Annotated in this window: 10 protein-coding genes and 1 rRNA gene; 8 read left to right on the forward strand and 3 right to left on the reverse strand. The window is 35.3% G+C overall.

Annotated features, from left to right (window positions below; genetic code table 11):
* Positions 1–108: 108 nt before the first annotated feature.
* Entirely contained in the window at positions 109–1,008 is a 900-nt protein-coding gene (locus tag BCR25_RS17780; protein WP_069664949.1) for a hypothetical protein, read from the forward strand.
* Positions 1,009–1,340: 332 nt separating this feature from the next.
* Complete coding sequence (locus BCR25_RS17785; protein WP_069664950.1) at positions 1,341–2,213, forward strand: hypothetical protein; 873 nt, start codon at positions 1,341–1,343, stop codon at positions 2,211–2,213.
* A 635-nt stretch (positions 2,214–2,848) separates the two neighbouring features.
* Here the strand turns inward: BCR25_RS17785 and BCR25_RS17795 are convergent.
* Positions 2,849–3,355: a phosphatidylglycerophosphatase A family protein gene (locus BCR25_RS17795; protein WP_069664952.1), complete on the reverse strand. Its 507-nt coding sequence runs from the start codon at positions 3,353–3,355 to the stop codon at positions 2,849–2,851.
* A gap of 85 nt (positions 3,356–3,440) precedes the next feature.
* On the opposite strand from BCR25_RS17795, the gene BCR25_RS17800 reads away from it, so the two are divergent.
* Complete coding sequence (locus BCR25_RS17800; protein ID WP_069664953.1) at positions 3,441–3,683, forward strand: DUF1450 domain-containing protein; 243 nt, start codon at positions 3,441–3,443, stop codon at positions 3,681–3,683.
* A 139-nt stretch (positions 3,684–3,822) separates the two neighbouring features.
* On the opposite strand, the gene BCR25_RS17805 is transcribed toward BCR25_RS17800, so the two are convergent.
* A complete protein-coding gene (locus BCR25_RS17805; protein ID WP_069664954.1) occupies positions 3,823–4,836 on the reverse strand; it encodes an NAD(P)/FAD-dependent oxidoreductase in 1,014 nt (337 codons plus the stop codon).
* 230 nt (positions 4,837–5,066) lie between these two features.
* Here BCR25_RS17805 and BCR25_RS17810 point away from each other — a divergent pair, with 230 nt between their 5' ends.
* Positions 5,067–5,654 carry a peptidylprolyl isomerase gene (locus BCR25_RS17810; RefSeq protein WP_069664955.1) on the forward strand — a complete coding sequence of 196 codons (588 nt, stop codon included), beginning with the start codon at positions 5,067–5,069 and terminating at the stop codon, positions 5,652–5,654.
* A gap of 50 nt (positions 5,655–5,704) precedes the next feature.
* Here BCR25_RS17810 and BCR25_RS17815 read toward each other — a convergent pair whose 3' ends face one another.
* Positions 5,705–6,871 carry a MalY/PatB family protein gene (locus BCR25_RS17815; protein WP_069664956.1) on the reverse strand — a complete coding sequence of 389 codons (1,167 nt, stop codon included), beginning with the start codon at positions 6,869–6,871 and terminating at the stop codon, positions 5,705–5,707.
* Between the two features lie 199 nt (positions 6,872–7,070).
* On the opposite strand from BCR25_RS17815, the gene BCR25_RS17820 reads away from it, so the two are divergent.
* The 4 genes from BCR25_RS17820 to BCR25_RS17835 form a co-directional block, all read left to right on the forward strand.
* Positions 7,071–7,439 carry a CvfD/Ygs/GSP13 family RNA-binding post-transcriptional regulator gene (locus BCR25_RS17820; RefSeq protein WP_069664957.1) on the forward strand — a complete coding sequence of 123 codons (369 nt, stop codon included), beginning with the start codon at positions 7,071–7,073 and terminating at the stop codon, positions 7,437–7,439.
* A gap of 64 nt (positions 7,440–7,503) precedes the next feature.
* Complete coding sequence (locus BCR25_RS17825; RefSeq protein ID WP_211272522.1) at positions 7,504–7,875, forward strand: hypothetical protein; 372 nt, start codon at positions 7,504–7,506, stop codon at positions 7,873–7,875.
* A gap of 131 nt (positions 7,876–8,006) precedes the next feature.
* Complete coding sequence (locus tag BCR25_RS17830; RefSeq protein WP_069664959.1) at positions 8,007–8,513, forward strand: GNAT family N-acetyltransferase; 507 nt, start codon at positions 8,007–8,009, stop codon at positions 8,511–8,513.
* Between the two features lie 556 nt (positions 8,514–9,069).
* Positions 9,070–9,152: ribosomal RNA gene (locus BCR25_RS17835) — 16S ribosomal RNA — on the forward strand; the annotation flags it as partial.

Raw genomic sequence — 9,152 nt, forward strand, 5'->3', positions numbered from 1 at the left:
GCAAAAGACCTCGCTTTGTCAAGTTTATATTAAATCTTTCATTTTAAGGGGAAGACTATAGAATATGGATAAATTACTAAAAAGACGATTTGGCTGGAAAGGGATATAATGAATAAAATAAAGAAATTTGTTTTTAGTGAATACTTTTTCAAATCAGCAACATTATTAATATCTTTATTTGCCTTAAGCATATCAATTCATTCTTGTAAAAATTCTAATAAGTCTTTAGAAAACTCAACAAAATCTTTGAAGATTGCTGAAAGAGAAAACGAGCCTAGTTTAAAAATTATTCAAAATTTATGGACTAATCAACCTTTTTACGAGTTAGTTAATGAATCTAATTCTAAATTGGATAAAATTCCATCACCGTCATATTTAATGTTTATTCCAAGTAAAGTCTATTTTGTAAATAATGATGGGAGTAGGTTGTCTAATTTGGTTCTTTCACCAGTATCTTATGATGCGATTACTGAACAATTAGTAGAAAATACGACTAAGGGTAGTATTGTCAAATCAGTCTTACCAAAATCTTTTTTTGCAAAAAAAGGAATACGTGATGTAATTCATGGAGAGTTTATTAATGTTGAAGATAGGTTTAAAATATATGTGGATACATTGCCTTTTTTAGTTATTATTAGTGATATTGAATTTCAATATAACAATAAAGTTAATAATGTTGTATTGCTTTCTACACCACTAGAAAATGTGGAAATAACTGAGGATGACTTAAATAATATTAAGGAATACACTAGAGATAATGCAGAAAAACTTGAAGTGAAATTAACTGAGGAAAATTCCAATAGTTATAAAATAGCTCAGGAGAAAATTGAGACAGTAGTTAAAGAAATATTTAATTCTGATAAAAAAGCTAATGAAAATGATTTGAAAATTTTAGGTGGTAAAGAAGGTGGCTACGATTTCATACTGAAAAAGATTAACAAACAGATAAGTTACCTTGATCCAATGGAAGCTTATGATGAGCAAATTAATCAGAAAGAGTCTAAATAATAATGACCTCTGACCTCTTTTTGACCTCCTTTAAAATTAAAAATGAGGTCATTTTCTTTATCTATTCAATTTGAGTACGCTTAAAAGAATTTAAATCATTACATTTTTATTTGAATATAAACTAAATACTCACACGACCCATTGGGTGCCAAACCCACGAGAATGGTATTCTGTCGGCGTCTTCGGACGTTTCGAAGATGGAATATGCGTTCTCTTTTTTTGTTTGCAAAAGTATTTTGGGAAATAGTCTATCCCTTCCAATCGTATAAAGTGAGTATTCTGCTATTTGATGATAAACTAAAAAAGAAGAACAATAATAGGAGGGGAAAATGATGAAAAAGCCAGCCATTTATTCATTAATTTTATTAGCAGGAATCTCTTTAGCAGCATGTGGAGAGAAAACGCAGTCATCTGAAAGTTCAGCTTCGTCAAAACAAACGGAAAAAAATAGTACAACATCGTCCTCAACAAAAGAAAGCACCACTAAATCAAGTGCATCATCCAGCTCGACAAAAGCTTCGTCAACTGAACCAAAAACAAGTGAAACACAAACAGCAGCGCAGCCAGAAAATAATACGCCAGAAAAACAAGCAACGGCGGTTTTAGATGAGTTGGGCGCACTGTTTCCAAATGATGGCTTACCTCAACGTTTGTTGACTAGTCGAACTGCAACTTATTTAACTTCAGCGACAACTGGAACGGCTGATCAAAATAATTTTAGAGTATTATACTACGCAGAAGATCATCCGATTGCGGTGAATGATCCGGCAGTAAATAATTTGCAGCCAATCGCTTCATTTGAAAAGAAAACATATGGATCAGCAGAAGAAGCCGCAGCCGGAGTGGAACAAGTTATTGATACAGGTGGAAATAAAGTGGATCTAGGATATGGGATTACAGGATACGAACAAGGAGCTGCCGGTTCGACGTATTTATCTTGGCAGGAAGGAAATTGGAGTTTGGTTGTTCGGGCGTCTAATATTGGTGGAGAAGTAGCAGAACCTCTAGCTAAGGAAGTTGTTACTTATTTAGAAAAAGCAATGTTGCCCGCTCCTAAAAATGTAGGTCAGATTTCTTTAACGGCAAGTGTAAGTGACAGCTATCAAATCAATTCAGCTGCTTGGCAAAAAGATACGATCGTTTATACCGTTAAGCATTTTGATGCATTGCAAACAGTGAAAATGGCCGTATCAACCAATGAGTGAGGAGATAAAAATTTTTCTAAGAAACCGAATATCGGAATGCTAAAAAGAAAATAAAGCAGAATCAGCATTGACGAAACATTCACTCATCTTGTACAATAAGTACAGGATAGAAGTAAATAATAAAATAAAAAAGGCACTTCACAATTTGGTGGCAGCCAAACTATGAAGCCCTGAAAAGTCAGCAGACACTGACCAATCAAGTTGCCCTCGTCGATGCAAAAAGCACTGACATGATTTATTGTACTCAATTTTTAGGAAAATATCTACCCCTAAAATGTATGAGAGCACGAACATGCCAGCCTTTATTTATTGAGCGAAACAGCAGTGTTGGAGAAGATTCTGACACTGCTTTTTATTTTTACTTCTATCCCTTTATTTTTAGTATCCTTATAAGTGGAGCTTCAGTGCGTAAGGATACACAGAATAAAGCACATCACTATAGGCGGCTGATTTATCTATTGGGGAAGAAAATCTATGACTGAAAACAAGCGTCAAAAAACTCTTGAAACCTATAGTGGTGGCTTTAAACATAAGTATAGAAAGCACTTTATACTTTATATTTATTATAAAGGAAGAATTACTATTGAGGCAATTAAAACGATGTATAAATTATTAAACAAAAAAGGGTTTCTTTTTTATTGCGTGATTCGACTTTTGTCTGGTTGAGAATGTGCTAAGCGACTTGCTGCAGCAGCAGCAATAGCACCAACGATATCATCTAAAAAAGTATGAATCTGTGGTCCCTCATGAGAATTCAATTTAGCAAGGATACCTGGTTTAACTTTATCGATGTAGCCGTAATTAGTAAAACCAATTGAACCGTAAACATTTACAATTGAAAGTGCCAAAATTTCATCGATGCCGTATAATCCTTCATCATCTTCGATAATGTCCTGTAATGGATGGAGTAATTTCTTTTCTTCTGCAAGAATGTCCAACTGAATGCCAGTAATGATCGTGTTGTGGACCTCACGTTTAGATAAAACACTATCGATATTTTCAATACATGTCGCCAAATCAAGATTCTCGATATATGGTTTTTGTAAAAATAGAACCAATTCTGCCAGATCTTCCATCTCAACACCACGATCTTTCAATAATTGTCGTGCTTTTTTTTCTAATGTCTCACCTTTTATAACCAAAATAAAAACCTCCGATGCATCATTTTTAAACTTAGATTACATCAATGGTATACTATCTAAAGAGAAAAAAGCAAGGAGAAGATCAATGAATCCATTAATAGAATGTTGTGAACAAAACTTAGCTAATGGTGGAGAATTAGTATTAAGTGATCCGTTTATTGAAGAAAATACTGATGTTGTCACGTATTCTTGTATGAACGAATGTGTTCTTTGCGCCCAAACACTTTTTGTTTTATTCGAAGGAGAGCGAGTTACTGGCGAGACACCAGAAGAATTGGTTGAAAATATAAAAAAAGCCCTACACACTTGGCAAGAAGAGATGGGCTAATAAAAACAAAGTTGAAACAAAAGTCGATTAGGATCGAGAATACAAAAATCGAACAATACAAAAAGCGTATTGTTCGATTTTTGCGAAATTGTCTAAAAAACTGACTTTTGCAACCATTTATTTCGTATCTTTTATTTTATCAAAGCATAGTTGCTTCTTTTCCCTCAAATAAACTAGTGCTGTGCATGGGTTGTGTTCTAGTATCTGGTTTAATAAAATGCAGCGCATTGTTCACGGCAGTAGGTGCTTCACCAAATCCAGTAGCAATCAATTTAACTTTTCCGTCGTAGTTGCAAATATCACCGACAGCATATACGCCAGGAATATTCGTTGACATATCTGAATTGACTTCGATCGCATTTCGACTGACTTCTAAACCCCAGTCTTTTAAATGTCCCAAAGAAGAAGTGAAGCCATAATTGATGATCAAAGAATCTAAATCAAGTTTCTCAAAATTGTCGGCTTTGGTCTCTTTCAACTGAATCCCTTTAAATGAATCATCTTCCATCAAAAGTTGGTCAATGACATAGGGTGTGTAAATAGAAACGTCAGAATTTTTTAAGTTATCCACACTATGCTCGTGACCACGAAACTCTGGACGACGATGGATAATAGACACACGCTCTGCAATCGGCTCAAGCATCAAAGCCCAATCGATCGCAGAATCACCACCACCCGCTATAGCCACTTTTTTACCAGAAAACTTATTCATATCTGTAACATAATAGTGGACGTGATTTCCTTCAAGTTCCGCTGCACCATCGATCGTTAAACGTCTTGGCTGAAACGAACCATTACCTATCGCAAAAATAACTGCCTTAGAGTAGTGAATGCCTTTAGATGTTTCAATGCGCAGATGCCCATCTTCTTGAACCAAGTTTTGTACTTCTTCTTCTAAACAAATATCATGAGCAAATGGAGTGATTTGTTTTTCTAGGTTTTCGATTAGTTCACTCGCCTTAACTGCGGGAAAGCCAGGAACATCATAAATATATTTTTCAGGGTAAAGCGTAGATAATTGCCCGCCCACTTGGGGAAGACTATCAATGATTTTAGTTTTCGCCTTACGAATCCCTGCATAAAAAGCGGCGAAAAGACCAACCGGTCCTGCGCCGACGATAGTTAGATCATAAATATTCTTTGAATCAGACATCAAAAATTCCTCCTGTTTCCATTTATAAAAAAATTTTCTATTCTACTTAAGAAAAAACGAAAATCAGCGTATATCGTTTTTCACAAAATATCACTTGTAACAGAAAAAAGCAAGTGGAAGTTTGTGAAAGCAAGGAACTCTTAAATCTTTAGGCCAAGATAATGGAATGTTCAATTGACATTGGTTATGATAAAATGGAAAAGTAAAAATTATACTAGGAGGAAATAAAGATGTCAGAATTTCCACAATTAGATTTAGCAAATGTTAAAGGGCCAAAAGCTGTGATTAAGACCAACAGAGGAGATATTACGGTTCAGCTTTTTCCAGAACAAGCCCCAAAAACAGTTGAAAATTTTGTTCAATTAGCAAAGAAAGGCTATTACGATGGTGTGATCTTCCACCGTGTTATCCCTGATTTTATGATCCAAGGCGGTGACCCTACTGGAACAGGTATGGGGGGCGAAAGTATTTATGGAGAAGCTTTTGAAGATGAGTTCTCTAAAGATGTTTTCAACTTGCGTGGCGCATTATCAATGGCAAATGCAGGACCAAACACAAACGGTAGTCAGTTCTTTATCGTTAATAATCAAAATGTACCAGCAAATATGATGGGACAACTAGAGGGTGCAGGTTTCCCAACAGAGGTGATCGAAGCGTATAAAGCAGGCGGAACACCATGGTTAGATTTCCGTCACACTGTTTTCGGTCATGTGGTAGAGGGAATGGATGTTGTTGATGAGATCGGCGGCGTTCAAAGAGATTCTCAAGATCGTCCAACATTTGATGTGGTGATTGATAAAGTAGAAATTAGCGAATAATCAAATTGAAAAGACACAGGCCGAGTAAAGCAGGTCTGTGTCTTCTTTTATTATTCAAAAGCGTGTTTCATTCTTTTTAGTCCTTCTAGAAGTGTTTCTTTAGGACAAGCAACATTTAAACGCATATGTTGTGTTCCTTGAGGACCGAACGTGATGCCGGCGTTTAATACGACTTTACCTTTATGAACTAACTGATCTTGAAGTGCCGCATCAGTCAAACCAAATGCAGAAAAATCTAACCAAATTAAATAGGTGCCTTCTGGACGCATCATTTTGACTTGTGGAAGTTCACTTGCTAAAAATTCAGAGACTAAGTCAATATTGCCTTTTAAATAATCAAGCAGTTCTTCAAGCCAAGTATCGCCATGCTCATAAGCGGCCTCTGTTCCAACATAACCAAAAATGTTGATTTCATCTTGAGAATTTCGTTTTTGAACATCAACGAATTTTTTTCGTAAATCAGCATTTTCGATGAATACCATGGAATTCTTGATTCCAGCTAAGTTGAACGTTTTTGTTGCAGCTGTCATCGTTACGGAAAAATCTTTAAAACTAGGATGAGCATTCGCAAAAGTTGTAAATGTATGAGGAGCAAAAATCAAATCTTGATGTATTTCGTCACTAACAACAAGCACATCGTGTTTCGCACATAATTTTCCTACAGCTTCTAATTCACTTGAAGTCCAAACACGTCCGCCAGGATTATGCGGATTACACAAAATAAACAAACGGACATGTTCTTCGATGATTTGTTTCTCCATTTTTTCTAAGTCCATGACAAAATGACCTTGTTCTACTTGCAAAATATTACGGACAAGTTTCCGATCATTCTGTTCAACGACTTTAGCAAATGGCGGATAAACAGGATCATGAATCAAAACGGCATCGCCAGGTTGCGTATAAGCTTGAACAGCTAAAGCAAGACTAGGAACGACTCCGCTGTTAAAAAGAATTGCTTCTTTATTAATAGAATAATCATGACGACGCTGCTGCCAGCTCTGGATAGCTTGATATAACGAGGCTGGAGCAGGTGAGTAACCTAAAATTCCTTGTTCTACGGTTTTTCCTAAAGCTTCTAAAACAGGTCGGTTTGCTTTGAAATCCATATCTGCTACCCACAATGGAAGTAAGCCATCTTCTCCATAGGTATCTTTAATGGAATCCCATTTTGCACAGTTTGTATTACGGCGGTCATATACTTTATCAAATTCTACCATTGGATTCTTCCTTTCTAACTATAAATAATCGTATACAGCATGAACGATATCTATAGTATAATAGACTTTCAATAAAATATGAACAAAAAGAACGAATCTTAAATAGAAGAAAGAAATCTATGCAGATTTCAACGGAACATGATATTATTTTAAATGAGAACAGTATTTTAGTGTGATAATTGAAAAGAGGCTAATAGAAATGAATTATAAAATAGGCATGATCGTTGATGGGACTATCACAGGCTTGCAACCATATGGAGCATTTGTTTCGTTAAGTGAAACTGTTCAAGGGTTGATTCATGTTTCAGAAGTCCAAGCTGGCTATACGAAAAATATTCACAGTTTGTTAGAGGTTGGACAAAAAGTGAGCGTACAAATCATCGATATTGATGAATATACGAAAAAAATTAGTTTATCATTGAGAACATTGGAAAATCAGACTCAGCAGCAGAGCTATAGACGAAAAAAATATTTTACGAATAAAAACAAGAAAATCGGCTTTCAAACGCTTGAAAAAGAGCTGCCACTTTGGCGAAATGAAGCGATGGAAAAATTGTTGTCGAAATAATTCTGTTTTTTTTCAGAAAATATGGTACAATTTTCCTAGTTTATGAAAACAAAAATTAATTGAGGTGGATGTTTTGTCTAACAAAAAAGTCGCTGGAACTATTATGCTGAATTTAAACGATGGTTCTAAAAAGTTTTTAGTTAAACCAGTTGGTGAAACTATGGAGTTTGTTACAACAAAAGTTTCTGAAGATATGACAGCTTTAGCCAGTATGTTGCAGCTTTTCAAAGAAGAAGTTCAATTAGATGTTACTTCAATTAATTTGGTAGAACTAACGAATGCACATACAGAGGTTGAAAATTTGCCTTTATTTGTATTTGAAATGAATGAAGATTCAGTCGTACCAAGTATTGGTGATACATATGTTTGGGAAAAACCGTCTGAATTAAAAACGTTACTCGCTTCTTATGAGATTGAAGGAGTACCGATGTTTTAAAAATTAGAGATATAGAATAGAAGAAGTTGATTCTGCACTCCTGATATTCAAGATAGTATAGGCGGAGCGGACCAGGTTTTGGTTTGCCCGTCTTTTTCGTTAAAAGCCACAACTCAACTGGAGGAAAAATAATGAAACTTATAAAAGCCAAAAGCGAAGAGGCACAGACTGCATTGGCACTACTGAAAGAAACTGCAGAGTGGTTGCAAGAGATAGGAAGTGATCAATGGTCTGACGTTCTGGAAGGCAAAGATAAACACGGCTTAGTCAAGGCGGTAGAAAAAGGAGAAGTCTTTTTCTTCTATAATAATGCAAAACAATTAGTGGGAATGGCTGCAGCGTGGGAAACACCAACTGCATGGGATGAATTACTTTGGAAAGAATACGGAACAACACAAAAATCACGATATATTCATCGAGTAATTATCCGTCCTCTCTATAGAAAAGAAGGATACGGCAAGGAGTTGCTAGATGCTTTAAAAAAGGAATTTGAAACACAAACAAATGAATTACGCTTAGATTGTTTAGCAAGTAATCATAAGTTAGTAGCATTTTACAAAAGTAATGGCTTTACGCATATTGGTCATTCACAAGATAGTACAGGTTTGAAATTCGAACTATTTTCATATATATTCTAATAAAGTATCGGAATTTCAAGTGATTTTATTTTAAAATGGTGACTAAATAAAGAAACCATCTCTAAAGACGAAAAAACATTTATGGCAAATATTGCTGCTAAAAAAAGTTTGCTTTTTTTTGAAATAAAGGTTGACCAATTAAGAAAAACTTGTTATATTATTACTTGTCGCAAGGCACTAAGCAAAACAGCCGAAACGACCAAAATAGAATAACATTTCAAGTTTCAAAAAAACTTGAAAAATCAGGAAGAAAGTTGTTGACAAATAACAAACAACCTGATAAACTAATGAAGTTGTCGCTGAAACAAACGACAACGCCTAGCAGAAAAAACTTTGAAACTTTTTAAAAAAAGTGTTGACATCAAATCGGAGATTTGATATGATATAAAAGTTGCTGCGAGGTAACAACGTAGACCTTTGAAAACTGAACAAAGTAAGACGAACCAAATGTGTAGGTTGTTTTTACAATGGTAAAAACAAACAACAATTTTTAACAAGCGAAGCAATATGCTAGCAAACAAATGAGCTTAACGATCGCAAGGTCGTGTTCAACTTTTATTATGAGAGTTTGATCCTGGCTCAGGACGAACGCTGGCGGCGTGCCTAATACATGCAAGTCGAACGCTTCTTTTCTACCGA

Origin of the sequence: Enterococcus termitis (assembly GCF_001730305.1) — a bacterium.
Classification (GTDB): Bacteria; Bacillota; Bacilli; order Lactobacillales; family Enterococcaceae; genus Enterococcus_L; species Enterococcus_L termitis.